Below are 25,593 nucleotides of genomic sequence, written 5' to 3'. Positions count from 1 at the left end.
AATGTATAGGTGTAGACACGCCGGATCGGCTGGGACACGCCCGGCCGTCGTACCTCAGTCCTCGAGCTGGTCCAGGACCTCGTCGGGGATGTCGGCGTTGGTGAAGACGTTCTGCACGTCGTCGAGGTCGTCGACCGCGTCGACCAGCTTGAACACCTTGCCGGCCGCGGTGGGGTCGCCGACGGGGATGTCCATGGTGGCGACGAACTGGACCTCGGCGGAGTCGTAGTCGATGCCGGCGTCCTGCAGGGCGGTGCGGACCGCGACCACGTCGGTGGCCTCGGACTGGACCTCGAAGCTCTCACCGAGGTCGTTGACCTCCTCGGCGCCGGCGTCGAGGGTGGCCTCGAGCAGGTCGTCCTCGGAGACCTCCTTGGCGTCCTGGCTCTTGGCGACCACGACCACGCCCTTGCGGGTGAACAGCCGCGAGACCGAGCCGGGGTCGGCCATGGTGCCGCCGTTGCGGGTCACGGCGGTGCGGACCTCCATCGCGGCGCGGTTGCGGTTGTCGGTGAGGCACTCGACGAGCAGGGCCACGCCCTGGGGGCCGTAGACCTCGTACATGATCGTCTCGTAGTCGACGCCGCCGCCCTCGAGGCCGCCGCCGCGCTTGACCGCGGAGTCGATGTTCTTGTTGGGCACCGACTGCTTCTTGGCCTTCTGGATGGCGTCGAAGAGCGTGGGATTTCCGGAGGGGTCGGGGCCACCCATCTTCGCGGCGATCTCGATGTTCTTGATCAGCTTGGCGAAGAGCTTGCCGCGCTTGGCGTCGATCGCGGCCTTCTTGTGCTTCGTGGTCGCCCACTTGGAGTGGCCAGACATTCCCGTCCCTCTTGGTCTCGGTGCGCATCGGCACCGCTCTGCTCGGCGCCGGCCGTGGAGTCTACCCGGGGCCACACGAACAGCGCGTCCACCCAGCGGTGCCGGCGCAGCCACACCAGCAGCGCCCCCACCCCCAGCGGTACGACGACCGCCACCGGCACGACCAGCCGTGGCTCGCTCATCCCGAGCCGGTGGACCAGGCGCACGGCGTACACCATCACGATCAGGTGACAGGCGTAGTAGACGACCGACTGCCGCCCGATCGCGGCCAGGGGACCCCACCGCACCCGGCCGACCAACGCGCGGAGGCCCGCCGGCACCCGCGGGCCGACCACGCGACCGAGCAGGTCACCCACCAGGAACCAGCCGGCCAGGGTGACGAAGCGGTGTGGGTCGGTGGCCTCGACCGTGCCGCCGAGGACCACCAGTGCGGGCCCGGCGACGCCGCGCAGCCAGGGCGCGAGCGGCGTGGCGAGCAGGTGGTAGCAGAACAGGAACCCGAGGAACCACAGGTAGCCCGACGGGTTGTAGACCGCCAGCCGGAGCAGGTCGCGTGGCAGCGGCTCGCCGGTCGCGAGCAGATGGACGCACACCTGCAGCAGGTCGATGCTCGCCCACACGACGTACGGCCACAGCACGGCGCGCGCCTTGCCGGCCAGGTGCCGGCGCGGGCCCTTCGCGAGCGAGCGCGACAGCAGGAGCCCGGACAGGACCATGAGCAGCGGCATCCGGACGTGGGCCAGGTCCTGGTTGGCAGCCGCCAGCCACCCCAGCGGCCCGGCGACGAGCTCGGCGTGGAAGACGACGACCGCGAGCATCGCGAGGCCGCGGACCCCGTCGACCCACTGCTGGCGCACCCGCCGACGATGGCGTCCCGCGGCGTCGTCCGGGCGACGCGACCCCGAACGGCGGCTGAATCTCTCGGGCCGCCGGCTACCCGACGAGGTCGAGGAAGTACCGGTGCACCCGGCCGTCGCCGTCGACCTCCGGGTGGAAGGAGGTCGCCATCAGGTGTCCCTGTCGTACGGCGACCGGGTGGCCCTGCGCCTCGGCCAGGACCTCGACCTCGGGGCCGGTGCGCTCGACCCAGGGCGCCCGGATGAACACCGCGTGCACCGGCTCGGCGAGCCCCGCGAACGCCAGCTCCGCCTCGAACGAGTCGACCTGGCGCCCGAAGGCGTTGCGCCGCACGGTGACGTCGAGCCCACCGATCGTCTCCTGGTCGGCGGTGCCGCCCTCGATCCGGTCGGCCAGCAGGATCATCCCGGCACAGGTCCCGAAGGTCGGCATCCCCGCGCGCACCCGGGCGCGCAGCGGCTCGAGCAGCTCGAAGGTGCGGGCCAGCTTGGCCATGGTGGTCGACTCCCCGCCGGGGAGGACGAGGCCGTCGCAGCGCTCGAGCTCGGCGGGCCGGCGTACGGCGAAGGCGTCGGCGCCGAGGGCGGTGAGGGTCTGGAGGTGCTCGCGCACGTCACCTTGCAGCGCGAAGACTCCGATCGAGGGCATGGGCACCGATCCTAGGGGTGGGTCGGGCGACGCTGGTCATGCCGGTCCGTCGCCGGGCGGCGACCGGTTCAGCGGGTCCGGATCAGTTCTGGTAACTGCAGTACAACCCGTGGCTGCCCTGCGCGCCGATCTGCTGGGTCGTCGAGCCGAGTGCGGAGCCGCCCTGCTTCGTGGTGACGACGATGTCCCAGCTCGTGGTGCCCGGCTTCGTCGAGGTCAGGGTGAACGACACGGTGCCGTTGACGGCCGTGGCCGCGCCGAGTCCGGAGCCGGAGGTCGGCGAGATGTCGTTGCTGCTCGTCGCTCCGCCGCCCGGCGCCAGCTTGATCCAGTCATAGGTGTAGGCGCTGTTGGTCTTGGTCCACGACAGCGTGATCGTCTCGTTGGCGTTGCGGACGCAGCTGATCACCGGGCCAGCCGGTGCCGTGGCGGTCACGGTCGCCTTCGCCGAGTCGGTCCAGTACGCCGAGGTGAAGGCCCACGGCGTTACGCCCGTCGCACCGAGGCCGACGCCGGCGACCACCGTGGCGACCAGGCCGACCGGCACCAGCCGCCGGCCGCGCCCGAAGCCGGCCAGCAGCGCGCCGGTCGCCACTACCGCCGCCGCGGCGAGGCCGAACGGGCTCGCGGCGGCGTTGAGCACGTAGCCCGCGTACGGGACGCCGAGGACGACCCGGTCGGCCGAGCCGACCAGGTAGGTCTGGGCGTCGGGCACCTCGTTCGCGTCGCCGCGCAGGGTGAGCAGGGCGCGCTTGCCGCGCGCCTCGATCGCGACCACCCGGTGGGTGACCCGGGAGCCGGTGGCTTCGTGGACGCTGACCACGTCGCCGACGGCGAGGTCGGTCGCGTCGACCTGGCGCGCGATGCCCAGCGCACCCGCGTCGTACGCCGGGCTCATCGACGCCGAGGAGAAGACCAGCGGGGTCGCCTGCAGCGCCCAGCCGGCGAGCAGCGACAGGAGGCAGAGCGCCCCGAGGATGCCACCGACCCAGAGCAGCGCCTCGCGGGCGACCCGCGTCGTGGAGGTCATCACGGCACCTGCTTCGCGGGGAAGGTGAAGGTCAGGGTCGCCTGGGAGCCGGCGTTGACGGCGGCGCCCGTCCGCGACACCTCGACGCACAGCGTCTGCGACCCGCCGGGGGCGATGTTCGCTCCGGCCGGCTGGTTGAAGGGGAAGGTGCTGGCTCCGGGGCCGGCGATCTGGGTGCCGGTGCAGGTCGGGTTGGGGGGCGTGGTCACGCCGCCCCGCCACACCCTGATCCGCAGCGCGGCGGCCAGGTTGCCGCTCCCCACGTCCGCGGCCTCGGCCTTGACGTCGTAGGAGAACGACAGCCGCGGGTCGCTGTGGTTGCTGACGACCAGGGTCGCGACCCGGGACCCGTTGGCGGCGATGCCGGTGAGGTCGAAGCCGGACCAGGCGTAGGTCTCGTTGCGCACCCGGTTGGAGCCCGGCAGGTCGATGTGCAGGGCGCCGCTGTGCACGGTCACACCGGGCACGGTCTCCTTGTCGGTCCAGTACGCCGAGGTCGCCACCGCCCCGGTTCCCAGCAGGAGGCCCGCCGACAGCAGGGCGCGGGTCCGGCCCCGGCCGAACCAACGGGCCCGCGGTGCGCGGTGCTGGCCGCTAGCCATGGGTCACCACGCTCTCGTCGTCGCGCTCGCGACGCGGACGGACCAGCGCGAGGCCGGCGCCGATCAGGCCGGCCGCCAGCCAGATCAGCCCGGTGCCGACGGGCGAGCCGGTGTCCGGGAGCCCGCTCGCCTCACCACCGACCTCCCCCTGGTCGCCCTTGCCGCCCTTGCCGCCGCCCTTGCCTTCCTGCTGGCCGGCGACGTCGCCGTCCTCGGACAGGGTGACCCGCACCTCGAACGGCGCGATCGCGTCCATGCCCGCGGTCGCCTCGGGCCGGAAGGTGCCGCGCACCGAGACGCTCGTCTGCGCGCCGCGGGGTACGTCGAGCACCGCGCTCTGCAGCGGCGTGACACCCGCGCCCACCTCGACCCAGGCTCCCGACCCGACCCGGGCCTCGAGCAGGAAGTCGGGCGAGGCGAGCAGCGCCTGCGGGTCCTGGGCGACCACCTGCACGGTGAGCTCGCCGGCGGACGGACCGTCGTTGCGGACCCGGAAGGAGCGCTCCTCCACGTCGCCGGGCACCCACGCGAAGCCGGGGTCGTACAGCGGCGTGGTCAGCTGGTGCACCCAGGTGACCCCGTCGCTGCTCAGCCCGATCTCGTCGTCCGCCCACGCCGGCCCGGCCATCGCCACGGCCGCGACGACAGCCAGCACGGCTGCGGCCACGAGCGAGGCGAGGCGGCGGATCATGGAGACCTTCCTTCGGTCAGCTGACGGTGCTGGTAGTGGTGGTGGAGCGGTGCGCGCCGCGGGCGGAGCGGCGGCGGTCCCGCAGGGCGCCGGCGAACATGAACGCCGCGTAGCCGATCAGCGCGCCCGAGACCGCCAGGACGGCGACCTCACGCTGCCGACCGCTCAGCGCGCTGTTGACGTAGCCCAGGTAGGGAATGGCGTACCAGAGCCGGCCCCGCACCTGGATCGGCCGGACCGGCGGGTCCGCCACGCCGTTGGCGTCGCCCTGGGTCGTGAGGACCAGGTCGCCGTTCAGCCGGCTGCCGACGGAGACCACCCGGTGGGTGACCACCGCGGCCTCCCCTGACTCGCGCTGATAGGTGATGACGTCCCCGGCCCGGAGGTCGGCGACGTCGACCGGCTTGACGACGACCAGGGTCCCAGGCGGGTAGGTCGGACGCATCGAGCCGGTGAGCACGGTGTACGGCGTCGCCCCGGCGAGTCGCGGTACGACGACCGCGACCGCCAGGACGGCCACGACACCGAGGATCACCAGCCAGGCGACGACCTGCCTGATCCAGGCGAACACGGTCCGGCCGAGAGCGATCGTCCCTAGTGCTTCTGGACCGCGGTGATCACGATGTCCTGCAGCACCTTCGACAGGTCGCCGTTGAGGTCGTTGTCAGCGACCGTGCCGTAGGGCCAGGTGACCGTGATCGAGACCGGGACGTTGTTGGCGCCCTGGTTCACCGCCACGCCGTTGGCACCCGTCGGCGAGCCGCTCACGGTGGCCGCGACGGTCAGCTCGTCCCACGGCGCCGCGAGCGCGCCGTTGGGCCCGGTCGCCTGGATGTCGACCGTGGCGAAGTGGGTGCCCTTGACGTTCACGACCGCGTTGCAGGTCTTGGTCAGCGTGTCACCCGGGATCAGGGTGTCGCTGGACGGGTTGAACGCGGTGCCGCCGTCGAGCTGCCAGCCGGTGTTGCCCTGGCAGGCCGACGCGTCGAGCGTCAGGTGTCCGCTGGTGATGGTGGCGCCGCCGACGGTGTCGTTGTCGGTCCAGTAGGCCAGGGTGCCCGCACCACCCATGAGCAGCACGGCCGCGGTTCCCGCCGCGAACGCGCCCTTCGTCGTCTTCTTCATCGAATCTCCAGTCCCCATGCCTGTTGTCCCCAGGTCTGGTCGTGATGGCCAGGGGGCAGGAAGCGCCCCGTGATCCAGAACGAAGGGGATCACACTCCGGCACGGCACGTCCGGAGAATCGGGACTTTGGTCCCGTAAAGAACCGGGCCGTGGTCCCGGTTCCGGGACCACGGCCTCGATGGGTCGTGCGGGAGGGCGGGTGGCCCGCCCGAGATCACCAGCCGCGCTCGGCGAACTGGATCGAGCGGGCCGGCTCGTCGACGTTGATGCCGACCATGGCCTCGCCCAGGCCCCGGGAGACCTTGGCCACCACGTCGGGGTCGTCGTGGAAGGTCGTCGCCTTCACGATCGCCTCGGCCCGCTGGGCCGGGTTGCCGGACTTGAAGATGCCCGAGCCCACGAACACGCCCTCCGCGCCGAGCTGCATCATCATCGCCGCGTCCGCCGGGGTGGCGATGCCGCCCGCGGTGAACAGCACCACCGGCAGCTTGCCGGTGCGCGCCACCTCGACCACCAGGTCATAGGGCGCCTGCAGCTCCTTGGCCGCGACGTACAGCTCGTCGTCAGCCAGCGCGCCGAGGCGGCGGATCTCGGCACGGATGGTGCGCATGTGGGTCACCGCGTTGGACACGTCGCCCGTGCCGGCCTCGCCCTTGGAGCGGATCATCGCCGCACCCTCGGTGATCCGGCGCAGCGCCTCGCCCAGGTTGGTCGCACCGCACACGAAGGGGACCGTGAAGTCCCACTTGTCGATGTGGTTGGCGTAGTCGGCCGGGGTCAGCACCTCGGACTCGTCGATGTAGTCCACCCCCAGGGACTGCAGCACCTGAGCCTCGGCGAAGTGCCCGATCCGGGCCTTGGCCATCACCGGGATCGAGACCGCGGCGATGATGCCGTCGATCATGTCGGGGTCGCTCATCCGCGACACCCCGCCCTGGGCGCGGATGTCGGCCGGCACCCGCTCCAGCGCCATCACCGCGACCGCGCCGGCGTCCTCGGCGATCTTGGCCTGCTCGGGGGTGACCACGTCCATGATGACGCCGCCCTTGAGCATCTCGGCCATGCCGCGCTTGACCCGGGTGGTGCCGTGCTCCTGCTGCTCGCTCATGTGACCAATCGTACGGCGGCGAGCCGGGTCGCTACGCGGGGGACTGACCCTCGGACGCGAGCGCCTGGCGACGTACCTTCAGCACCCGGAACACGACCGTGTACGTGCTCGCCATGGCCAGCGCCCACAAGGTGACGTACATCAGGATCGGGAGGTCGAAGAGTGCCCCGAGCCCGGTCATCACCAGGATCGAGACCAGCCGGTCCGCGCGCTCCGCGAGCCCGCCCTTGGCGTCCATCCCCAGCGACTCGGCGCGGGCCCGGGCATAGGAGGTGACCGAGCCCATCACCAGGCACCAGAGGGTCACGCACAGGTAGAGGTAGCTGTCGCCCTGGTCCTCGCCGGTGCCGGCGAAGTAGAGGGCCAGGCCGCCGAAGATCGCGCCGTCGCCGATCCGGTCGAGCGTGGAGTCCCAGAACGCGCCGAACTTCGAGACCCGCCCGGTCTCGCGCGCCATCCGCCCGTCGATCAGGTCGCTGAACACGAACGCGGTGATGAACAGCACGCCGATGAGCAGTTCACCCTGCGGGAAGAAGATCAGCGCTCCGGCGCTGACGCCGAGCGTGCCGACGAGGGTGACCGCGTCGGGGCTGATGCCCAGCCGGATGAACAGCCGCACCACAGGGTGCAGCACGGTCCCGGCCCAGAACTCCTTGAAGCGCTCCAACACGGGTCAGGAACATACCCTCGATCCCCCGCAGGGTGACTACCGAGCGCCGACATACGGGTGCGCTGGCTGCGTTGCAGACGCTCGATGGTGCACCCAGACCACCCTCGCGCCTGCGTCTTGCCATCACGCCCGTCTGCCGACGCTCGCCACGCCACCCTGCGGCGGATCGAGGGTGACTAGGCCCAGGCGACAGCCAGCAGATCCCGGGTCTCGCCCAGCAGCTGCGGCAGGGTCTTGGTGCCACCGATCACCGTCATGAAGTTCGCGTCGCCCGACCACCGCGGGACGACGTGCTGGTGGAGGTGGCCCGACAGCGAGCCGCCGGCGGCGCCGCCGAGGTTCAGCCCGACATTGAACGCGTGGGGCTGAGAGACAACGCGGATGGTGCGCAGCGCGGCCTTGGTCAGCGCGGTCACCTCGTCGGTCTCCTCGTCGGTGAGGTCGAGGTAGTCGGCGACGTGGCGGTACGGCAGCACCATCAGGTGGCCGGGGTTGTAGGGGTACAGGTTGAGCACGACGTACGCCGTGCGCCCACGGACCACCACCAGCTCGTCGTCGGTCGAGGTGGCGGGGTCCGGCGTGATCCGGCAGAACGGGCAGGCCGGGCGTGGCTCGGCGTGGGCCGGCTCCTCCGCGGGGTCGTCGGCCTCGCCCCGGACGTAGGCCATCCGGTGGGGGGTCCACAGCCGGTCCAGCCCGTCGGGGCTGGTGGCGCCGGAGGCCCCGGCCTCCCCCACGTCCGGGCTCATGCGCCGCCCTCGGGAGCGCCGTCGGAGGGACCGAGCATCTGGAGCAGGTCGGCGACCGGGAGGTCGGGCAGGTTCAGGCCCCGCGAGAGCGCCATCCCGTTGATCTGCAGCCAGATCGACTCCGACAGGATCGAGATGCAGGCCTCGATCCCGGGCTCGCGCACCTCGCGCTCCAGCCAGCGGCGCACCGCGGCGAAGACGGCGCCGATCATCCCGAAGACCCACGGGTCGAGGGCCGCGCGGTCGTCGTCGGTGAGCTCGACGCCCAGCGCGGCGACCACGATCGCCATGATCCCCTCGATCCCCTCGGCGACCTGCTTGACCGCCTCGCCGAGCGGGCTCGGCCCCCAGCCGGACAGGTCGCGCTCGGCGAACCAGTAGAGCGTGGGGTGGGCCTCGGCCCAGCGCACGAAGCTGCCCACGATGCGGTGGATGATCTGGTCCGGGGTGCCGTCGTAGGACAGCGCGGGCAGCAGCTCGTTGCCGACCTGCTCGCAGATCGCCCGCTGGACGGCCCGGTCGAGGTCCGAGCGGTCCTCGAAGTGCCGGTAGATCACGGTCCGGCTCATCCCCGCCTGGTCGGCGACCGCCTGGACCTGGACCTCCTCACCCGGCGTCTGGCGCTCGAGTACGGCGATCGCCGCGTCGATGATCACCTGGCGACGCACCTGGTTGTGCTCCTGCCAGCGTCGCCGACGCCCGTCGAGCGGCTCGGTGCCCACACCCTCCGAGGTCATTGGCAAACCCTCTCACGTCCCACGATGTCCCCACGCACGCCGCCCGGTCCCCCTCACGCGAACCGGTGGAACCAGCGGCCGAGGTCGGCCGCGATCCCCGGACACGTCAGGTTCTGGTCGCGCTGCTGCTCCACCCACTGTCCCATGACGGCCGTGCCGCCCTGGATCGACCAGTCGGGTCCGCAGCGGTTGAGCGCCTCGGCGCGCGAGGTCTGGCCGGCGGCGCGCCACTCGGGGACGCCGCCGAGGCTCAGCTCGCCGACGACCCGGCGGTAGAGCGCCGGGGTGGAGTAGACGCCGATCGCGAACCCGGCGTCGGTGTAGCCGCGGGCCACGCCCTCGATCACCGCGGCGTTGGCCCGCAGGTCGGAGCTCCAGTCGAAGTTCGGCACCGGCTCGATGTCGATCCACACGATCGGGCTGACCAGGCCGACCTGGCCCATGGTGCCGATGTTGAACCGGGCCTGCTGGTAGCCGACGTTGCGCAGCCGGCCGAGCCGGTCGGACGCATCGTAGGGCCCGTCGGCGCCGTACTTCTTCAGCGTGGCCGCGCTCGGGTAGCTCGACACGGCGTAGACCGAGACCAGCACGTCGTTGTCCTTGGCCCAGGCGACCTGGTCGGCGAGGCACGGGTTGGGCGTGAAGCCGGGGCCGTTGGTCAGCCCGAGGACGACGTATTGCGCCTCGGGCAGCGGCATCGGCAGGCCCTTGCCCTGCTTCTCGGGGATGCCCATGCCCGGCGGGCACTGCGGCCAGCTCACGTCGCCGCCGAGCACCTCACCGTCGCGCGGGGCGATGTCGCTGGTCGGACGCTGCCCGGCGTTGCGGGCGGCCTCCTCGGCCAGCTTGGCCAGGTCGCTCGCATCCGCGCCCGGATCGCCCGCGTCGCCGGCGGGTGCGCCGTCGACCGCGGTGTCGGTGGCGGTCGGCGTACTGACCGGCGGGCGCGGGGGCGCGCCGGTCGTCGTCGACCCGCCGCAGGCCGTCAGGACGCCGGCCAGCGCGACCGTGGCGCAGCCGAGCGCCCTCCGACGACCGGCGCCGAGCATGACTCAGACCTGCTCGCGGGACTCGACCGCGGCCACGACCCGGGCGACCGCCTCGTCGATCGGCACGCCGTTGTCCTGGCGACCGTCGCGGTAGCGGAAGCTGACCGCTCCCTTCTCCGCGTCCTCGCCGCCGGCGATGAGCATGAACGGGATCTTCTGCAGCTGGGCGTTGCGGATCTTCTTCTGGAACCGGTCGTCGGACTCGTCGACCTCGACCCGGATGCCCCGCGCCTTGAGCTGGTTCGTGATCTCGTAGAGGTAGTCGGTGAAGGCGTCGGCCACCGGGATGCCCACGACCTGGACCGGCGCGAGCCACGGAGGGAAGGCGCCCGCGTAGTGCTCGACGAGCACGCCGAGGAAGCGCTCGATCGAGCCGAACTTCGCCGAGTGGATCATCACCGGCTGCTGCTTGGAGCCGTCGGAGGTGGTGTACTCCAGGCCGAAGCGCGCCGGCTGGTTGAAGTCGTACTGGACCGTGCCCATCTGCCAGGTGCGGCCGATCGCGTCCTTGGCCTGGACCGAGATCTTCGGGCCGTAGAACGCCGCGCCGCCCGGGTCGGGGACGAGCTCGAGGCCCGACTCGGTGGCGACCCGCTCGAGGATCGCGGTGGCGGTGGCCCAGTCCTCGTCGCTGCCGATGAACTTGTCGGCCTTGCTGTCGTCGCGCGTCGACAGCTCGAGGTAGAAGTCGTCGAGGCCGAAGTCGCGCAGCACGCTCAGCATGAAGTCGAGCAGGTGCTTGACCTCGGCCGGCGCCTGCTCGGGGGTGCAGTAGGAGTGGGAGTCGTCCTGGGCGAAGCCGCGCACCCGGGTCAGGCCGTGGATCACGCCGGACTTCTCGTAGCGGTAGACGCTGCCGAACTCGAAGAGCCGCAGCGGCAGCTCGCGGTAGGAGCGGCCGCGGCTGCTGAAGATCAGGTTGTGCATCGGGCAGTTCATCGCCTTCAGCTGGTAGTTCGCGCCCTCGAACTCCATCGGCGGGAACATGGTGTCGGCGTAGTGCGGCAGGTGGCCGGAGGTGTGGAACAGGCCGTCCTTGGAGATGTGGGGGGTGCCGACATAGGAGAAGCCCTCCTCGATGTGGCGCCGGCGGACGTAGTCCTCCATCTCCCGCTTGATCACGCCGCCCTTGGGGTGGAACACCGGCAGGCCGGAGCCGATCTCGTCGGGGAACGAGAAGAGGTCCAGCTCGCGGCCGAGCTTGCGGTGGTCGCGGCGCTCGGCCTCCTCGAGGCGGTGCAGGTGGGCGTCGAGCTCGTCCTTGCTCGGCCAGGCGGTGCCGTAGATGCGCTGGAGCTGCTTGTTCTTCTCGTCGCCGCGCCAGTACGCCGCCGCGCTGCGCATCAGCTTGAACGCCGGGATCCGCTTGGTGGTCGGCAGGTGCGGGCCGCGGCACAGGTCCTTCCAGGCCACCTCGCCCTTGCGGTTGACGTTGTCGTAGATGGTCAGCTCGCCGGCCCCGACCTCGGCGCTCGCCCCCTCGGCCGCCTCGCCGGCGTTGCCCTTGAGACCGATCAGCTCGACCTTGTACGGCTCGTCGGCGAGCTCGACCAGCGCGTCGTCGTCGGTGGTGACCCGGCGCTCGAAGCGCTGGTTCTCCTTGATGATCTTGCGCATCGCGGACTCGAGCTTGACCAGGTCCTCGGGCACGAACGGGGTCGCTACGTCGAAGTCGTAGTAGAAGCCGTCCTGGATCGGCGGGCCGATGCCGAGCTTCGCCTCCGGGAACACCTGCTGCACCGCCTGGGCCAGCACGTGGGCGGTGGAGTGGCGCAGGATGTCGAGGCCGTCGGGGCTGCCGATCAGGACGCCCTCGACCTCGTCGCCGTCGGCCAGCTCGTAGGAGAGGTCCTTGAGCTGGTCGCCCACGCGGGCCGCGATCACGTCGGCGTCGTCGCGGAACAGCTCCCAGGCCTTCGTGCCCGTGGCGACCGACTGCTCCTGGCGTGCGTCAGGACTGAGTACGGCGACCTTGATGTCGGGCACGGAAGGACTCCCTCGGGTGGTTCACGGGTGGCGGCGCGACCGGTCGGCGCGCCGGTTCCCGATCGTACCGATCGGGTGGGCCGCGCCGCGCGCCAGTTCGCCGACCTCGTCGTGCCCCGTCTGAACCGGCGCCGACGGCGTACCGAGGGACCATGGCATCCACTCCGACCCTGCACTTCACCACGCCCGGACTCGACGAGAAGACGGCCGCCCGCGTCGTCGAGCTGCTCCAGAGCCGCCTCGACGCGTGCACCGACCTGCACCTCACGCTCAAGCACGTGCACTGGAACGTCGTCGGGCCGCACTTCATCGCCGTCCACGAGATGATCGACCCCCAGGTCGACACCGTCCGCGGCTTCGCCGACGCCCTCGCCGAGCGGATCGCCACCCTCGGCGGCTCGCCGCAGGGCACGCCCGGCGGCCTGGTCGGCCGGCGGGCGTGGGACGACTACGACATCGGCCGCGCCACCACGCAGCAGCACCTCGCCGCCCTCGACGTGGTCTACCAGGGCGTCATCTCGACGTACCGGGACGGGATCAAGGAGCTCGACGACCTCGACCTGGTCACCCAGGACATGTTCATCGGGCAGACCGAGCAGCTCGAGCTCTTCCACTGGTTCGTCCGCGCGCACCTGGAGGACACCGGCGGCCGGCTGAGCACGGCGGGCGACTCGACGGAGAAGGACGCCGCCGCGGACGCCTGATGGCGGGCTGAGCCCGGTCAGGCCTTCTCGCAGGCGATCCCGTCCTTGTCGCGGTCGCTCTTGGCGTTGGCCTTGTAGAGCTTCGCGTTGCGGGTGAAGTTGGTGACCTTGGTCCCCGACGTCTTGTCCACCGCGCCCGGCTTGCCGACACCGTGCGGGTAGTCCTTGTTCAGCGCCGTGCAGTTGCGGTAGGTCTTCGGCGCGGCCGCGTCGGCCGGGCCGGCCAGCGCGAGCGAGGCCGGCGCGAGCAGCGCGGCGGTGACGAGGACAGCGGTCAGTCGGGGGCTCTTCATGGCGCGGGAGCCTAGGCGCGGGCAGCCGCGCTGTCCGGCGAACGCGGCAGATCGGGACCCTCGTCCCGCCGAGGCTCAGCCGGGCTGCAGCACCACCGTGATGGTCGTGGCCCGGCTGGCGGCGTCGGTCGTGGCGGTGAGCGCGGGCGCCGCGCCTTCGGGCGCGGGGCCCCCGCCGTCGGCGAGCAGCGCGTCCACGTGACCGCCGCTGGTGCCGATGGTCTCGTCGCGCACCGTCACGCCCGGCGGCGGGCGCCAGTCCGTGGTCGCCGAGGACTTGTCGGCCCAGTACGACACCAGCCAGCGGCCGGCGCCGGTCACCGCGACCGCGGGCGTCGGGTGGTCGACGGTGTTGGCGGGGTCACCGCGGGTGGCGACCAGCGCGACGGGGGTGGTCCTCGAGGCGCCGGCGTACGCCGCGAGCTGGAGCGCCACCTTCGCGTACCCGCTGAGCTGCGGGCCGACCGGGGTCCCGGCGTCGCTCGCGGTCGCGACCCGGCGCCACAGCAGGGTGCGCTGCGAGCCGGTGACCACGTCGGCCAGCTGGGTCCACCCCGCGGGCGGCGTCACCGTGAGAGTGGTGACGTTGAGGGTCGCGAAGAGCAGCAACGCGTCCCCGTCCCGGACGACGGCCGGCACCGTCACCGACGGCGCCGTCGCGTTGACATTGGTCCGGGCGAGGGCCCGGAACCCGATCGGCGTGCTGTCGCCGACGGTGACCGGGTGCGTCACGGTGGCGGTCTGGCCGGCGGAGTCGGTGACGACGAGGGTGACGTCGTAGCTGCCGGGTGCGGCATAGGCGCGCTGGGCGGACGGACCGCTCGCGGTGCCGCCGTCGCCGAAGGACCACTGCAGCGAGGCGAGCGGTCCCTCCGCGTCAGCGGAGCCCGAGCCGTCGAAGCTGCAGGTGAGCGCACTGCAGGTGGCGGTGAACGCGGCGCTGGGCGGCGCGTCCTGCTGCTGCGGCACGGTGTAGGCGAGGTGCAGCACGGGCGCGGTCGCGCCGTCGTGCGAGGACGCGCGCCGCTCGCCGGTGCCGGTCAGCACGAACGCCAGCGCACCGCCCTGTCGCCACCCGGCCCTGCCGACGACCTCCTGCACGATCGTGCGCAGGTCCGGGGTCCGCTGGGCCGCGCCCCGCTGCCCCGACGTCCACGCCGGTGGGCTCCACCCGACCTGTGCCGTGGTCCGCGGCCGCGAGCTCACCGTCGTCGACGAGGTCGTGAAGGTCGGGGTGTCGTCGGCGGCGATGCCGCGGACCTGCATCGTGGTCGTGCCGCTGGTGGAGCCGCTGGCCGCGAACTGGATCCATGCCTCGGTGATCGTCGCGCCCGCCGGCACCGCGAGGTCGGCGAACCGGATGCCGATGGTCTGGGTGGTGGTCCCCGCGTTCGGCAGGTTCAGGGTCGAGCCGAGCCAGTCGGCGTACCCGGTCGGTCGCTGCTCGACGTCGTCGAACGCCTTGGCCACGGGGGTGTCGAGCGGTCGTGGCGCCCCGCGGGCGACGACCGTGATCGCGACGTCGTCGGAGCCGGACAGCTCGCCGTCGGACGCGGTCGCGCGCAGCACGTAGCTGCCCGCCGTCGCGAAGCTGGCACTGGTCCGCGGCTGGGTGGGTGTGCTGAACGCGGCCTGTCCCGGCCCCGACACCTGGGTCCAGCGCACCGTCGCCGGTGCGGGGAGCCCGTCGTCGCGCACGGCGGCGGCGAGGTCGATCGGCGTACCGACCTCGAGCGGCGCGTCCCTTCCGGCGTCCACCACCGGTGCCAGGTTGCCGATCGGCGGCAGGTCCGCACGCACCTCGTAGAGCCGGCCGTCGTTCTCGCTCGGGTTCGCGTCGTTGTCGACGCCGCGGTCCACGACGTAGTAGTCGTACCGGCTCGGGTCGTTGCTCGCCGGCGCCACCGCCACCCCCGCCGCGAACCGCTGGTTGGTCACCCCGATGTCGATCTGGGAGACCAGCACCAGGTCCCGGTTGAGCTCGTAGATCCGGTCCGAGGTGCTGTCGACGACCACGAGCGTCCCGCGGCCGGGGTGGTAGCCGATGCCCTCGGGGTCCTCCGCGCCGTAGCGCTGGACGTCGAACTCGGTGGCCGTGTCGTCCCCCGTCGGCGCCACGCCGTCGAAGATCCCGTCCGGTCCCGGCGAGACGCGGTGCACGTCGTTGTCCGCGCCGTCGAGGACGAACAGCTCCCCCGTCGGCGGGTAGTAGGTCACGTCCTCCGGGTCGGTGCTGCCGAACGCGGCCGTGCTGATCGAGGTGTGCCCGTCGTCGGCGGTGCCGTAGCGTCCGTCGGCCCCGGTCGTGATCTCGTGCACCCGGAACTGGTCGTCGTCGGAGACGTACACGTGCCCGTTCGACGGGTTGCTCGCGATGCCCGCCGCCTCGTGGCTGTACGCCGACGTGACGCCGCGGTCGACGATCGTCCCGGTCCGGGTCGTCTCGAGGATGTTGGCGTTCTGGTAGATCGGCGTCTCGTCGACCTCGGAGTCGGAGATCAGGAAGTGGTCCCGCCCCGGCAGGTAGGTGATGCCCGCCGGATCGGGCAGCGGCGTCGCCCAGGCCGCCGTCGAGATGTTCTGCACCAGGCTCGCCACGACGGTCGGGACGGCCGCCCCGGCCGGCGGCGACGTCGGCACCAGGACCAGGCTGGTCGCGCCGAGCACGACGGCCGCCGCGGCGGGGAGCTTCATGGCTTCGACAGTAGGAAGGGCACCGGGTCGCGCGCATACCCCGATTCGGTGAAGGCCCGGCCACTACCCTGTCCCCGTGCCAGAGCTGCGATGGGTCGTCGGCGGAGATCCCGAGCGCCCGGACGTCCCCGAGCTGACCCTGCTCGTCGATGCCGACGGGCCGCCCGGCGACCGGGCCGTCGTACGCCTGGGCGACGTCGGCCACGAGGGCGACGACGTGCTCTACGTCCTCGCGACCGACGCCTGGACCGAGCGCACCCTGGACGACGGCGTGGTCACCGTCGGCGTGCACGCCTGGGAGGAGACGCTCGCGGGACTGGACGTCGCCGCCGACGAGCTCCCGGCCTCGATCGAGGGCGCCCGCCTCCTGGCCAGCGCCTCGCTCCCGGCCGAGCCGGAGCAGCTCGCCGCGGTCAACGACGAGGCCACGCTGGTCATCCCCTACGACGGCGAGTCGCCCGCGGACGAGTCGATCCGCCAGGTGCTGGCCCACGAGGAGTGGCCGCTCATCATCAGCAACGGCCGGCCCGAGGCGGAGTAGCCGGCGCGGGTGCGGCCGAAGCAGAACGGCCCCTGACCTGCGCTTCGCAGGTCAGGGGCCGATCTCCGTCCGGTGGGCGATACTGGGTTCGAACCAGTGACCTCTTCGGTGTGAACGAAGCGCGCTACCACTGCGCCAATCGCCCGGACACGGAACCGATAGGAACCGCGGTCGGAGACTCTAACGCATCTCGCGACCGCGGTTCACATCGGGGTGCCCCCAGACACGCCCCGGACGCTCAGCCGAGGTGGTGGACCTCCTGGAGCCGGTGCACCGGGGTGTCGATGCCGACGTGGCGGGCCTTGAGCTGCAGCGCGAGGTAGAGGGAGTAGTGCCGCGACTGGTGCAGGTTGCCGCCGTGGAACCAGAGGTTCTCCTGCTGCGTCGGCTTCCACATGTTGCGCTGCTCGCCCTCCCACGGGCCCGGGTCCTTGGTCGTGTCGGAGCCGAGGCCCCAGACCTTGCCGACCTTGTCCGCGACCTCCTGGCTGATCAGGTCGGCGGCCCAGCCGTTCATCGAGCCGTAGCCGGTGGCGTAGACGACCAGGTCGGCCGGCAGCTCGGTGCCGTCGACCAGGACGACGGACGTCTCGGTCAGGTGGTCGACCTGACCGTGCGCGAGCTTGACGTCGCCACTCGCCACCAGCTCGGCGGCGCCGACGTCGATGTAGTAGCCCGAGCCACGGCGCAGGTACTTCATGAACAGCCCGGACCCGTCGTCGCCCCAGTCGAGCTCGAAGCCGGCGGCGGCCATCCGGTCGTAGAAGTCCTGGTCGCGCTCGCGCATCTTGTCGTAGAGCGGGATCTGGAACTCGTGCATGATCTTGTACGGCAGCGACGCGAAGATCAGGTCGGCCTTCTCCGTCGTCACGCCGGCCTCGAGCGCCCGCTCGGAGTAGAGGTCGCCGAGGCCGATGTCCATCAGGGTGTCGCTCTTGACGATGTGGGTCGAGGAGCGCTGCACCATGGTCACGTCGGCGCCGGTCTCCCACAGCGCGCCGCAGATGTCGAACGCCGAGTTGTTGCTGCCGATCACGACGACCTTCTTGCCGGCGTACGCGTCCGGGCCGGGGTGCTGCGAGGAGTGGTGCTGCTCGCCCTGGAACACGTCCGCGCCCGGCAACGACGGGATGTTGGGCTTGCCGGACATCCCGGTCGCCATCACCAGGTGCGTGGGCTTGAGCACGAGCGGCCTGCCCTCGCGCTCGAGGTGGACGGTCCACTCCCCCGCGCCCTCGTCGTACGACGCGGCGGTGGCGACGGTGTTCGACCAGTACGGCACCTCCATCACCCGGGTGTAGAACTCCAGCCAGTCGCCGACCTTGTCCTTGGGCGCGAAGACCGGCCAGTTCTCCGGGAACTTGAGGTACGGCAGGTGGTCGTACCAGACCGGGTCGTGCAGGCACAGCGACTTGTAGCGGTTGCGCCACTGGTCTCCGGGACGCGGGTGCTTGTCGATGACGAGCGCCGGTACGCCGAGCTGGCGCAGCCGGGCGCCGAGCGCGATGCCGCCCTGGCCACCGCCGACGACGAGGACGTAGGGCTGGGTGTCGACGCCGAGCGCGGCGTCCTCGGCCTGCCTCTTCTCCAGCCAGGTCACGCGCTCCTTGGTGGCGCCGTGCTCGGCGCCCATCGGTCGGCGTACTCCCTTGGGCTCCTCGTGGCCCTTGAGCTCGTACAGCGTGGTGAGGAAGGTCCACGCCTTCGGGCCGTCCTCGTCCACCACCCGCACCAGGCCGCGACCGCGTCCGACGGACGTCTCGAACTCGAACCAGGCGGTCGTGACGCCGTCGGCGGTGTCGGCCGGCTCGGTGAGCCGGAAGCCGCGTGGGTCGACCCGGTCGAGGGTCGCGGTGAGCAGGTCGGCGACGCCGTCGGGGTTCTCGACGGTCGTCAGGTTCCAGGAGAAGGCGATCAGGTCGCGCCAGAAGCTGGTCGCGGCGAACAGGCCGGCGGCCCGGTCGATGTCACGGGCGACGAGGGCGTCCTCGAAGGCCGCGAACCAGGCGGTGGCGGGGTCGATCTCGGGGTCGGTGTCGGCCGTGGCGACGGGCCGGTCGTCGAGCTGGGTCATGCCGAGAAGTCGACCTCGCGACCGCTACGGCCGGGAACCGTTGCACGTTGTTGCATGTGGCCTCGATCACACGGCAGCGCCTACGGTGGACCCATGGCCACGCACGACCTCGCGATGCGGGCCCGCGACCTGGTCCGGATCCACGACGCGGTGCTCTCCGGCTCCGCGCCGCCCGAGCGGCCGCGGGCCGTGGTGGCGCGCTCGTGGACCCGGGTGCTGAGCCTCGGGATCGACCCCGACGGGCGCAACGGCCGCGACCCGCTGCCGCCCTCGGACGTCGAGGAGCGGCGGCGCAGGTCGCGGCTCTCGCTGGTCATCGACGAGATCCGCGAGCTGCTGCTCAGCGCCGCCGACGCGTCCAACTACCTGGTCGTGGTGGCCGACGCCGAGGGCGTCGTGCTGTGGCGCAGCGGCTCGCCGCGGGTCAAGCGGCAGGCCGACGGGCTCGGGTTCACCGACGGCGCCACCTGGACCGAGCAGGCCGTCGGCACCAACGCGATCGGGACCGCGCTCGCGGAGGCCGCGCCGGTGCAGTTGTTCTCGGCCGAGCACTTCGAGAACGCCCAGGTGCCCTGGTACTGCACCGCCTCCCCCATCCACGACCCGATCGACGGCACCCTGCTCGGCATCGTCGACGTCAGCGGACCCGCGCTCACCCTGCACCCGGCGATCGAGGCCCTGGTGACCGCGTCCGTCCGGCTCGCCGAGGCCCGGCTGTGGCGGCACCACGAGGAGCGGCTCGACCAGCTGCGCCGGACGGCGGAGCCGTTGCTCTCCGGCGCCAACGGCCCCCTCCTCGTCGTCGACGACCACGGCTGGGTCGCCGCCCACCAGGGCGTCGCCGTGCGTGACCGGGTCGCGGCGCCGCAGCCCGACCGGGCGCTCGCCGTACCCGGGCTCGGGCTGTGCCTGCCCGAACGGCTCCGCGGCGGGTGGCTGATCCGGCCGTCCTCGTCCGGGCGCGTGCTCTCGGCCGTGCTCGACCTCGACGCCTCCCCCGCGACCCTCGAGGTGCGCGGCGGCGAGTCGCCGTGGCGGGTCGCACTCACGCCCCGCCACGCCGAGCTGCTCGCGGCCATCGCCGCCGCCGGTCCGGCCGGGGTGTCGGCCGGGACGCTCAGCCAGGTGCTGTACGGCGACGGCGAGCGCCAGGTCACGGTGCGTGCCGAGATCTCGCGGATGCGGCGGGTCCTCGGCGCCCTGCTGGCGACCAATCCGTACCGGCTCGGCGAGGGCGTCTCGCTGAGCGTGGTCGGCGCCCCGCCCCGATGACCCTCAGCGGTCCAGGCCGAGCAGCTCCGCCTCGCGCTCGCGCCACACCTGCGCCGCCCGCTGCGTGACCGGGCCGGGTGCCGGCAGCTCGCGGTCGTCCCAGCGGTGCACGCCCTGCACGTCGCGGGTCGTCGAGACCAGGAACACCTCGTCCGCCGTCGCCGCCACCTCGATCGGCTCGTCGACCTCCGTCGCACCGAACCACTCCAGCACCAGCGCCCGGGTCACCCCCGCCAGGCAGCCGCTCGCCAGCGTCGGCGTGCGCACCTCGCCGTCGACGACGTAGAAGACGTTCGTCCCCGTCCCCTCGCACAGGTGCCCTGCCAGGTTCGCGAACACCGCCTCGCTCGCCCCCTTCTCGCGCGCCGCGGCGAGCGCGACCACGTTCTCGGCGTACGACGTCGTCTTCAGGCCCGCCAGCGCCCCCCGCTCGTTGCGCGGCCACGGCACCGTGATCACCGCCGTCGTCTCCGGCGCCGGCTCCATCGGCGCCGCCACCACGATCGTCGTCAACGGGTCCTCACCCCGACCACTGCCCAGCGGCGCGTTGCCGCCCGTGACCGTGATCCGCAGCCGGCCCAGCGGCAACGGCTCGCCCTCGAGCACCGCGGCCACGCCTCGGCGTACGTCATCGATGGCGAGGCCCACCAACCCCAGCCCCGCCGCCGACCGCTCCAGCCGCTCCAGGTGCCGCCCCAGCGCGAACGGCCGCCCCCCGACGACCTTGACCGCCTCGAACACCGCATCCCCCACCGTCAGGCCGTGATCGGTCACCGGCACCACCGGCTCCCTCGGGTCGGACAGGACTCGGCCGTTGATCCACACGCGCATGGAGCCAGCGTAGAAGGCCCCCGCCCGCCCGACGCAGGCGCCGACATGCCGGAAGTGGACCCCGGTTTTGGCGCCGTTCACGCAATCGGCTACTGTTCTCAACGCACCGCAGGGCGGGCCGAAAGGCCAGCAACGCAGTGCGATGCGGACGTAGCTCAGTTGGTAGAGCGCAACCTTGCCAAGGTTGAGGTCGCGAGTTCGAGCCTCGTCGTCCGCTCGGAGTGGTCAGACCCACTGCCTGACCAGGCCAGTGTGTAGGGCCGCCGCGGTGGGTTGGCCGAGAGGCGAGGCAACGGACTGCAAATCCGTGTACACGGGTTCAAATCCCGTACCCACCTCACAGACAACTCCACAAGGGCGATTGGCGCAGCGGTAGCGCGCTTCCTTGACACGGAAGAGGTCACTGGTTCAAACCCAGTATCGCCCACCAGCATCAAACCCGCCCGTGACCTGCGAAAACGCAGAGTCACGGGCGGTTTCGCTTTCCTCGGTGCATCGGATGCATCGGACGCCCCGGATCGGATTGGCGTTCCGATGACTATCACTCAGCACTCGCCGGCACTCATCTGCCCACCGTGGTGCACGTTGGAGTTCCACCAGAGCCAGAACATGGCCGGTTGAATCACACCAACCTCATCGTCTGGGCGGCGGCGGCTTCGGCGTCGGCCGGTACTTTCGATCACTGCGAGGTGGGCGTTGGTCTGGTCGACCTTCGCCCGGAGCGCCGCCAACTCCCCGGCCAGCGTCGCCGTCCGTGCGGCCATCGCCGCGCCCCCTCGCCTTCCGCTCGTATGGTGAAGCGGTTCCCGGATACCGGCCCGCGTCGTGAGTATCGCCGACTCAGTCGATGCGCCTCCTGCAGGACGTCGGCGCGGCCGCAGACGGAAGGACGGGTGGGCTCGTCCCCGACTGCGGTCGGTCACCGGCAGGAACCTGGGGCCGCAGAGCCTGCTGCCCGCGCCGCTCGTACCGGCTCAGGGCCGGGGACAGCGCCAGCCGACCTTGTGCGCGGCGCCGACCGCGGCCAGCTGCGACGTCAGCTCGAGCTTGGCAAGGATCATCTTCACCTGGCTACGAACGGTAGCCTCCGAGACCACCCTTGCCCGAGCGATCTCACGAACCGGGTTCCCCCGCATCAACGACCCGAGAATCTCTGCCTCCCGACGCGTCAGCCGCTCGAGACGGCCTAAGATGTCACGGTTGTCCGACCGGTGCCGGGCCGCGACCTCGATCAGCTCAGCACGGTCCGCGGCCGGCATCAATGCAAGGCCATCGCGCGTGCGCCGCACGGCGCCGACGATCTGGCTCAACGACGACGACTTCAAGAGCACCGCTCGGGCTCCTCGATGCAGGCACTCGCCCCACTCGGGGCGGCTGAGGCTCGCGGTGAGCACGACGACCACTGCCCCCGAGGCGGCCAATGGCGCCACCAGCTTGCGCGGGGCCCTGCGAGATCGACGCACCGAACTGAGTAGCCGTGGTGCTCCAAGGTGAGCGCCACGGCTTCGGCGAAGAGCACGTGGTCATCGACGATCGTGATGCGCATCGCTCGTTCGAGGGACATGGGCCCACCGGTCCTGACGGTCGGGAGTTCGACCCCGGCTCAGGCACGCCCCCGGCCCTGGCGACCGGAACGTCGATCGCGACCGACAAGATTGCTGCAGCTCGAAGACTTGTCCCTCGACAGTCCTCGCAATGCACACCGGTGTCAACCTCGACGGCCGCTCGCCGCCCGACAAGAAGGATGAAGCTTGAGGTGGGGCGGCCGGGGTGGGGCCCTAGCCGCCCCTGCTGGGGGGCTGCTCCTTAATTCAGTTCCCAGCGCGGCCCGACCGAACCCGCTCGACCTCAATCCTCAGGAGTCGAGCAGGTGGACAAGGCCTGGCCGCAGCCCGAAGGCTGCCTATAGGATAGGCTGCCCTAAGAGATATGTCACCTTGCCGGCCCGAAGAGCTGAGCACGCGGTCGCCGACAACTCACAGTCGGCCGGCATCGAGTCCCAGTCGGCGGGATCGAGTCATAGAAGTGGCGACGACGCCGTCACTGCGCCGCATTCACCCGGCACGAACCGGAGTCGCGTGCCGGGGTCAGGGTGACAGGGCTCTAGTTGAGCCGGCGTCGGTCGATACCACCCCAGACGCCTGACCGTTCGCCCTACTCGTCGGCCTGTCGACCGCACTCCCGGATCACCGGTCACCGCAGGCAGACCAGTGGGGCGTTGGGTTCGGCGCCGCTCTCGGGGACGCGCACGACCACGGGCCATCGCACCCAGATCTCGGTGTTCCGATCAGCTCCGCGCCCATGGCCTTCGGGGCATCGTGCGACGGGCCCCCGCCCGCGCTTCGTCCTCGCCGCATCCCGTGAGAGCGATCACCAGGACGACAACGACCGCGGCGCAGGAAGGCACACGGATCCGAGCGAGCCCCATGCGTGTAACGGCACGACACGTGCCGACCCGGACGGCGCGGCCAGCCTCCAATCGGCCCCGCGTCGATGAGCCGCTCGATCGAGTAGGGGGTGGCGCGAGGTGCCGCGACATCGCCAGTCGCCCCCAACCGGACCGAGCTCCGCAAGGCCCTGCCCGGCCAGGGTCTTGCCGGCAACCACGAGGAGCAGCGACCGACTCGTCACGTCCGATACCCGCACCGCCCCTCGCCATTCCGACAGCTCCCGGACGGCAGCCCTCACGGCCTCCTCTCGTCCCAGCCGGGCGCATGCACCCCGAGCTCGTGGTACGCCCGGTGGCAGCCGCAGTCGCGATCGCCCACGTCGCCCGCCACGTCCGACCCTCGCTGCCGCTCGCGGGCGCGTGCGAGGAGGCCGCGGATCTTGGCACGGATCCGGGTCTCTCCCGTCGGATCCGACGCGAGGTCCGCCGAACCCGCGGGTTCCGGGGGATCGTCGGAGTCGCCCTGCCGGTCAGCCATGGCGCTCATGGTCGCGGACGCTGTAGCGCGCGGCCCACCCGGGCCTCCCCGGGTTCGCGATTCATCGGTTCTGGTCTTCCGAGGTGCGGGGCGGCTCGTCCGCCGATCCGGCCCCCGCGTCGTACCCGGCGTCCGGGTCGCGGAATCGACGGATCGGCAACCTGAATGCCGGGTACGACGACCCGACGGGACCCGCCGCTCCGACGGGACTCAGGCCGGCAGGACCCCGCCCTCCGGCGCGCCCGGCCCGTGCCGCAGCGTGAGCTCGCCACCGCGCAGCGGCTCACCGCACTCCGAGCAGACCAGGCGGGCCCGGGTGACGTGGCCGCACGCGTCGTGCACCGCCTCGACCGGTACGCCGGCCGGCGCCGACCACCGGTCGCCCCACTGGCGCAGCATGGTGAGCACCGTCCACAGCTCGCCACCCTTCGCGGTGAGCACGTACTCGAAGCGCGGCGGGCGCTCCTGGTACTGCACCTCGGCGAGGATGCCGTGGTCGACCAGGGACTGGAGGCGGGTGGTCAGCACGTTGCGGGCGATGCCGAGCCGGGCCTGGAACTGGTCGAAGCGAGTCACGCCCATCATCGCGTCCCTGAGGATCAGCAGCGTCCACCACTCCCCTACGGCCTCGAGGCTCTGGGCGATCGAGCAGTTCATGTCGGCGAAGCTGGTGCGGCGCATGCCACGAGAGTAGTCAGTTGCTTCACGAAACGCACTTCTCCTAGAGTCCGTTGCATGACACAACTAACCACGCCGCGTACGTCGACCGACCGGCTCGTCATGCCGGTCGTCGCCGTCGGCGTCCTGCTGTCCGGCTTCGACCTGTTCATCGTGAACGTCGCGCTCGGCGACATCGCGCGAGCGGTCGGGGTCACCAGCCTCGCGGACCTCTCGTGGGTGCTGAACGCCTACACGATCGCGTTCGCAGCCCTGCTGGTGCCGGCCGGACGGCTCGGCGACCACTTCGGCAGCAAGCGGGTCTTCCTGGCCGGGCTCGCCCTGTTCGTGCTCGCCTCCGCGCTGTGCGCGACCAGCCCGAGCCTCGGCGCGCTCGTCGGCTTCCGGGTCGGCCAGGCCGTGGGCGCGGCGCTGATGATCCCCTCGTCGCTGGGCGTCGTCCTCGCGGCCACGCCGCCGGAGCGCCGGGCGGGTGCGGTGCACCTGTGGGCCGGGCTCGGCGGTCTCGGCGCGGCACTGGGACCGGTGGTCGGCGGTCTGCTCGTGCACGCCGACTGGCGCTGGGTGTTCCTCATCAACATCCCCACCGGGCTGATCGCGATCGCCGTCGGACTGCGGGTGCTGCCGGAGACCCCGCGGCACGCCGACGCCCGCCCCGGCCTCGGCAGCGCACTGCTGCTGGTGGTGAGCGTGGCGGCGCTGGTCGGCGGGCTGGTCAACGGCTCGGAGTGGGGCTGGACGTCCGCGGGCACGCTGAGCGCCTTCGCGGTCGCGGCCGCGGGCATCGCGGCGACCGCGCTCTCGGTGGTGCGCGGCGAGCGTCCGATCGTCGACCTCGCGCTGCTCCGGGTGCCGCACTTCGCGCCGATGAGCGTCTACCTGCTGGTGTTCCACGTCGCCTTCGGCGCCATGCTGCTGTCGGTCATCCTCTGGCAGCAGGACGTCTGGCGCTTCTCCGCCCTCGAGTCCGGGCTCGGCGTCGCGCCCGGGCCGCTGCTCGTGCCCCTCGTCGCCTCCCGCGCCGGCCGGCTCGCCGCCCGCCTCGGCGCGCACCGCGTCCTGACCCTCGGCAGCCTGGTCTTCGCGGCCGGCGTCGCGAGCTGGGCGGTGCTCGTCGACCCGACCTCGACGTACGCCGGCAGCCTGCTGCCCGGCATGCTGCTGACCGGCCTCGGCGTCGGCCTGTGCGTGCCGACGGCGATGGCCGTCGGGTCCAGCCAGCTGCCGCCGTCCCGCTTCTCGACCGGCTCGGCGGTGCTGTCGACGGCACGCCAGGTCGGCATCGCCCTCGGCGTCGCGGCGCTCGTGGCGGTGCTCCAGGGCCACTCGGGCAGCGGCGGCTTCGCACCCGGCTGGTGGTTGATCGCCGCAGCCGCCACGCTCGCGGGCCTGACCACGCTGAGCCGGCGCGAGGTCGCCTGACCGAGCCCCGGAACGCGCACAGCCACCCGGACCGGGGCTTACCCGGCGGGTGGCTGTGCGGTGCTGCTCGCTGGTCCGTCAG

At 71.9% G+C, this 25,593-nt stretch carries 24 protein-coding genes and 4 tRNA genes; 7 read left to right on the top strand and 21 right to left on the bottom strand.

From position 1 onward, the window contains the following. Positions 1-54 precede the first annotated feature (54 nt). The 14 genes from JOD66_RS25915 to thrS all read right to left on the bottom strand — a co-directional run bounded on the left by JOD66_RS25915 (position 55) and on the right by thrS (position 12,075). Positions 55-822 (bottom strand): YebC/PmpR family DNA-binding transcriptional regulator, encoded by a 768-nt coding sequence (locus tag JOD66_RS25915; RefSeq protein WP_204839652.1) that lies wholly within the window; start codon positions 820-822, stop codon positions 55-57. Then, the gene (locus tag JOD66_RS25910) at positions 738-1,679 is read right to left on the bottom strand and encodes an acyltransferase family protein (protein ID WP_204839651.1); all 942 of its coding nucleotides are present in this window, start codon (positions 1,677-1,679) and stop codon (positions 738-740) included. The genes JOD66_RS25915 and JOD66_RS25910 overlap by 85 nt, the downstream gene beginning before the upstream one ends. Before the next feature lie 76 nt (positions 1,680-1,755). After that, positions 1,756-2,328 carry a pyridoxal 5'-phosphate synthase glutaminase subunit PdxT gene (pdxT, locus tag JOD66_RS25905; RefSeq protein WP_204839650.1) on the bottom strand — a complete coding sequence of 191 codons (573 nt, stop codon included), beginning with the start codon at positions 2,326-2,328 and terminating at the stop codon, positions 1,756-1,758. An 82-nt stretch (positions 2,329-2,410) separates the two neighbouring features. Further along, positions 2,411-3,358 (bottom strand): signal peptidase I, encoded by a 948-nt coding sequence (locus JOD66_RS25900; protein WP_204839649.1) that lies wholly within the window; start codon positions 3,356-3,358, stop codon positions 2,411-2,413. Beyond that, complete coding sequence (locus JOD66_RS25895) at positions 3,358-3,960, bottom strand: SipW-dependent-type signal peptide-containing protein (RefSeq protein WP_204839648.1); 603 nt, start codon at positions 3,958-3,960, stop codon at positions 3,358-3,360. The genes JOD66_RS25900 and JOD66_RS25895 overlap by 1 nt, the downstream gene beginning before the upstream one ends. After that, positions 3,953-4,651: a hypothetical protein gene (locus tag JOD66_RS25890; protein ID WP_204839647.1), complete on the bottom strand. Its 699-nt coding sequence runs from the start codon at positions 4,649-4,651 to the stop codon at positions 3,953-3,955. Before JOD66_RS25890 ends, JOD66_RS25895 begins: the two co-directional genes overlap by 8 nt. Before the next feature lie 16 nt (positions 4,652-4,667). Continuing rightward, positions 4,668-5,222, bottom strand: coding sequence for a signal peptidase I (locus tag JOD66_RS25885; protein ID WP_307823723.1), 555 nt, complete (start codon positions 5,220-5,222; stop codon positions 4,668-4,670). A 23-nt stretch (positions 5,223-5,245) separates the two neighbouring features. After that, positions 5,246-5,776 carry an alternate-type signal peptide domain-containing protein gene (locus JOD66_RS25880; RefSeq protein WP_204839646.1) on the bottom strand — a complete coding sequence of 177 codons (531 nt, stop codon included), beginning with the start codon at positions 5,774-5,776 and terminating at the stop codon, positions 5,246-5,248. Between the two features lie 214 nt (positions 5,777-5,990). Then, positions 5,991-6,884: a pyridoxal 5'-phosphate synthase lyase subunit PdxS gene (gene pdxS / locus JOD66_RS25875; protein ID WP_204839645.1), complete on the bottom strand. Its 894-nt coding sequence runs from the start codon at positions 6,882-6,884 to the stop codon at positions 5,991-5,993. A 31-nt stretch (positions 6,885-6,915) separates the two neighbouring features. Beyond that, positions 6,916-7,554 (bottom strand): phosphatidylinositol phosphate synthase, encoded by a 639-nt coding sequence (pgsA, locus tag JOD66_RS25870; protein WP_204839644.1) that lies wholly within the window; start codon positions 7,552-7,554, stop codon positions 6,916-6,918. Positions 7,555-7,730: 176 nt separating this feature from the next. Then, the gene (locus tag JOD66_RS25865) at positions 7,731-8,303 is read right to left on the bottom strand and encodes an HIT family protein (protein ID WP_204839643.1); all 573 of its coding nucleotides are present in this window, start codon (positions 8,301-8,303) and stop codon (positions 7,731-7,733) included. Then, positions 8,300-9,040: a TetR/AcrR family transcriptional regulator gene (locus tag JOD66_RS25860; RefSeq protein WP_204839642.1), complete on the bottom strand. Its 741-nt coding sequence runs from the start codon at positions 9,038-9,040 to the stop codon at positions 8,300-8,302. The genes JOD66_RS25865 and JOD66_RS25860 overlap by 4 nt, the downstream gene beginning before the upstream one ends. Positions 9,041-9,093: 53 nt before the next feature. Next, positions 9,094-10,089 carry a glycoside hydrolase family 25 domain-containing protein gene (locus tag JOD66_RS25855; protein WP_204839641.1) on the bottom strand — a complete coding sequence of 332 codons (996 nt, stop codon included), beginning with the start codon at positions 10,087-10,089 and terminating at the stop codon, positions 9,094-9,096. A 3-nt stretch (positions 10,090-10,092) separates the two neighbouring features. Next, positions 10,093-12,075, bottom strand: a complete 1,983-nt coding sequence (gene thrS / locus JOD66_RS25850) for a threonine--tRNA ligase (RefSeq protein ID WP_204839640.1) — start codon at positions 12,073-12,075, stop codon at positions 10,093-10,095. A gap of 152 nt (positions 12,076-12,227) precedes the next feature. On the opposite strand from thrS, the gene JOD66_RS25845 reads away from it, so the two are divergent. Next, entirely contained in the window at positions 12,228-12,779 is a 552-nt protein-coding gene (locus tag JOD66_RS25845; RefSeq protein WP_204839639.1) for a Dps family protein, read from the top strand. A 17-nt stretch (positions 12,780-12,796) separates the two neighbouring features. Here JOD66_RS25845 and JOD66_RS25840 read toward each other — a convergent pair whose 3' ends face one another. Together JOD66_RS25840 and JOD66_RS25835 are read right to left on the bottom strand one after the other, a co-directional pair. After that, a complete protein-coding gene (locus tag JOD66_RS25840; RefSeq protein ID WP_204839638.1) occupies positions 12,797-13,072 on the bottom strand; it encodes an excalibur calcium-binding domain-containing protein in 276 nt (91 codons plus the stop codon). A gap of 75 nt (positions 13,073-13,147) precedes the next feature. Continuing rightward, on the bottom strand, positions 13,148-15,766 hold the full coding sequence (locus JOD66_RS25835) for a PKD domain-containing protein (protein WP_204839637.1): 2,619 nt from the start codon (positions 15,764-15,766) through the stop codon (positions 13,148-13,150). Between the two features lie 76 nt (positions 15,767-15,842). Between JOD66_RS25835 and JOD66_RS25830 the strand changes: the two genes are divergently transcribed. Then, positions 15,843-16,307: a hypothetical protein gene (locus JOD66_RS25830; RefSeq protein ID WP_204839636.1), complete on the top strand. Its 465-nt coding sequence runs from the start codon at positions 15,843-15,845 to the stop codon at positions 16,305-16,307. Between the two features lie 73 nt (positions 16,308-16,380). On the opposite strand, the gene JOD66_RS25825 is transcribed toward JOD66_RS25830, so the two are convergent. Together JOD66_RS25825 and JOD66_RS25820 are read right to left on the bottom strand one after the other, a co-directional pair. Beyond that, a tRNA-Val gene (locus JOD66_RS25825) sits at positions 16,381-16,452 on the bottom strand. 93 nt (positions 16,453-16,545) lie between these two features. After that, a complete protein-coding gene (locus tag JOD66_RS25820) occupies positions 16,546-18,381 on the bottom strand; it encodes a flavin-containing monooxygenase (protein WP_204839635.1) in 1,836 nt (611 codons plus the stop codon). A gap of 93 nt (positions 18,382-18,474) precedes the next feature. On the opposite strand from JOD66_RS25820, the gene JOD66_RS25815 reads away from it, so the two are divergent. Then, positions 18,475-19,653 carry a GAF domain-containing protein gene (locus tag JOD66_RS25815; RefSeq protein ID WP_204839634.1) on the top strand — a complete coding sequence of 393 codons (1,179 nt, stop codon included), beginning with the start codon at positions 18,475-18,477 and terminating at the stop codon, positions 19,651-19,653. A 3-nt stretch (positions 19,654-19,656) separates the two neighbouring features. Here the strand turns inward: JOD66_RS25815 and JOD66_RS25810 are convergent, their stop codons facing one another. Next, a complete protein-coding gene (locus JOD66_RS25810; RefSeq protein ID WP_204839633.1) occupies positions 19,657-20,484 on the bottom strand; it encodes an aminotransferase class IV in 828 nt (275 codons plus the stop codon). Positions 20,485-20,628: 144 nt separating this feature from the next. Between JOD66_RS25810 and JOD66_RS25805 the strand changes: the two genes are divergently transcribed. From JOD66_RS25805 to JOD66_RS25795, 3 genes are all read left to right on the top strand, one after another. Continuing rightward, positions 20,629-20,701: transfer RNA gene (locus JOD66_RS25805), tRNA-Gly, on the top strand. A 50-nt stretch (positions 20,702-20,751) separates the two neighbouring features. Next, positions 20,752-20,822 (top strand) — tRNA-Cys (locus tag JOD66_RS25800). A gap of 17 nt (positions 20,823-20,839) precedes the next feature. Beyond that, positions 20,840-20,914 (top strand) — tRNA-Val (locus JOD66_RS25795). A 544-nt stretch (positions 20,915-21,458) separates the two neighbouring features. Here JOD66_RS25795 and JOD66_RS25790 read toward each other — a convergent pair. Further along, positions 21,459-21,815, bottom strand: coding sequence for a response regulator transcription factor (locus tag JOD66_RS25790; protein WP_204839632.1), 357 nt, complete (start codon positions 21,813-21,815; stop codon positions 21,459-21,461). Between the two features lie 1,806 nt (positions 21,816-23,621). Beyond that, on the bottom strand, positions 23,622-24,092 hold the full coding sequence (locus JOD66_RS25785; protein WP_204839631.1) for a winged helix-turn-helix transcriptional regulator: 471 nt from the start codon (positions 24,090-24,092) through the stop codon (positions 23,622-23,624). Positions 24,093-24,146: 54 nt separating this feature from the next. Between JOD66_RS25785 and JOD66_RS25780 the strand changes: the two genes are divergently transcribed. Further along, positions 24,147-25,511, top strand: coding sequence for an MFS transporter (locus JOD66_RS25780; protein WP_204839630.1), 1,365 nt, complete (start codon positions 24,147-24,149; stop codon positions 25,509-25,511). The last annotated feature ends 82 nt before the right edge of the window (positions 25,512-25,593 follow it).

The organism is Nocardioides nitrophenolicus, assembly GCF_016907515.1.
Classification (GTDB): Bacteria; Actinomycetota; Actinomycetes; order Propionibacteriales; family Nocardioidaceae; genus Nocardioides; species Nocardioides nitrophenolicus.
The sequence above is the reverse complement of the archived record's forward strand: the minus strand, read 5'-3'. Positions and strand labels throughout refer to the sequence as shown.

Excerpts from the sequence above, each read along its gene's own strand:
- JOD66_RS25815 (WP_204839634.1), top strand. The coding sequence starts at position 18,475 with ATGGCCACGCACGACCTCGCGATGCGGGCCCGCGACCTGGTCCGGATC.
- JOD66_RS25860 (WP_204839642.1), bottom strand. The coding sequence starts at position 9,040 with ATGACCTCGGAGGGTGTGGGCACCGAGCCGCTCGACGGGCGTCGGCGA.
- JOD66_RS25880 (WP_204839646.1), bottom strand. The coding sequence starts at position 5,776 with ATGAAGAAGACGACGAAGGGCGCGTTCGCGGCGGGAACCGCGGCCGTG.
- JOD66_RS25845 (WP_204839639.1), top strand. The coding sequence starts at position 12,228 with ATGGCATCCACTCCGACCCTGCACTTCACCACGCCCGGACTCGACGAG.
- pdxT (WP_204839650.1), bottom strand. The coding sequence starts at position 2,328 with ATGCCCTCGATCGGAGTCTTCGCGCTGCAAGGTGACGTGCGCGAGCAC.
- JOD66_RS25895 (WP_204839648.1), bottom strand. The coding sequence starts at position 3,960 with ATGGCTAGCGGCCAGCACCGCGCACCGCGGGCCCGTTGGTTCGGCCGG.
- JOD66_RS25915 (WP_204839652.1), bottom strand. The coding sequence starts at position 822 with ATGTCTGGCCACTCCAAGTGGGCGACCACGAAGCACAAGAAGGCCGCG.
- pdxS (WP_204839645.1), bottom strand. The coding sequence starts at position 6,884 with ATGAGCGAGCAGCAGGAGCACGGCACCACCCGGGTCAAGCGCGGCATG.
- JOD66_RS25900 (WP_204839649.1), bottom strand. The coding sequence starts at position 3,358 with ATGACCTCCACGACGCGGGTCGCCCGCGAGGCGCTGCTCTGGGTCGGT.
- JOD66_RS25780 (WP_204839630.1), top strand. The coding sequence starts at position 24,147 with ATGACACAACTAACCACGCCGCGTACGTCGACCGACCGGCTCGTCATG.
- JOD66_RS25785 (WP_204839631.1), bottom strand. The coding sequence starts at position 24,092 with ATGCGCCGCACCAGCTTCGCCGACATGAACTGCTCGATCGCCCAGAGC.
- JOD66_RS25840 (WP_204839638.1), bottom strand. The coding sequence starts at position 13,072 with ATGAAGAGCCCCCGACTGACCGCTGTCCTCGTCACCGCCGCGCTGCTC.
- JOD66_RS25865 (WP_204839643.1), bottom strand. The coding sequence starts at position 8,303 with ATGAGCCCGGACGTGGGGGAGGCCGGGGCCTCCGGCGCCACCAGCCCC.
- JOD66_RS25890 (WP_204839647.1), bottom strand. The coding sequence starts at position 4,651 with ATGATCCGCCGCCTCGCCTCGCTCGTGGCCGCAGCCGTGCTGGCTGTC.
- JOD66_RS25810 (WP_204839633.1), bottom strand. The coding sequence starts at position 20,484 with ATGCGCGTGTGGATCAACGGCCGAGTCCTGTCCGACCCGAGGGAGCCG.
- JOD66_RS25820 (WP_204839635.1), bottom strand. The coding sequence starts at position 18,381 with ATGACCCAGCTCGACGACCGGCCCGTCGCCACGGCCGACACCGACCCC.
- JOD66_RS25835 (WP_204839637.1), bottom strand. The coding sequence starts at position 15,766 with ATGAAGCTCCCCGCCGCGGCGGCCGTCGTGCTCGGCGCGACCAGCCTG.
- JOD66_RS25855 (WP_204839641.1), bottom strand. The coding sequence starts at position 10,089 with ATGCTCGGCGCCGGTCGTCGGAGGGCGCTCGGCTGCGCCACGGTCGCG.